This window comes from Bacillus sp. mrc49 (genome assembly GCF_002803435.1).
This window is the reverse complement of record NZ_PHNG01000379.1, coordinates 1-322: the sequence shown is the minus strand read 5'-3', so window position 1 is coordinate 322 and position 322 is coordinate 1. Positions and strand designations below refer to the sequence as shown.

Annotated in this window: 1 pseudogene; it reads left to right on the top strand. The window is 51.6% G+C overall.

Annotated features, from left to right (window positions below):
* Positions 1-302: pseudogene (locus tag CVN76_RS02405) on the top strand (aldehyde dehydrogenase family protein); the annotation flags it as partial.
* Positions 303-322 lie beyond the last annotated feature (20 nt).

The window sequence follows — 322 nt, the reverse complement described above, 5'->3', positions numbered from 1 at the left end:
GGAACTTTCCGCTTCTCATGGCGATGTGGAAGCTTGGGGCGGCACTTGCGACAGGCTGTACGGTCATCTTGAAGCCAGCGGAGCAAACTCCCCTATCCGCCCTTTATTTAGCTGAATTAATCGCGGAAGCCGGTTTCCCGGATGGCGTCGTCAATATCGTTCCTGGTTTTGGTGAAACGGCCGGACAAGCACTTGTCGACCATCCTCAAGTAAACAAAATTGCCTTTACTGGATCGACCGAAGTCGGAAAACTGATCATGCGTTCCGCTTCCTATTCCTTGAAACGCGTCACATTGGAGCTTGATCCCTGATTCTTGTCGAG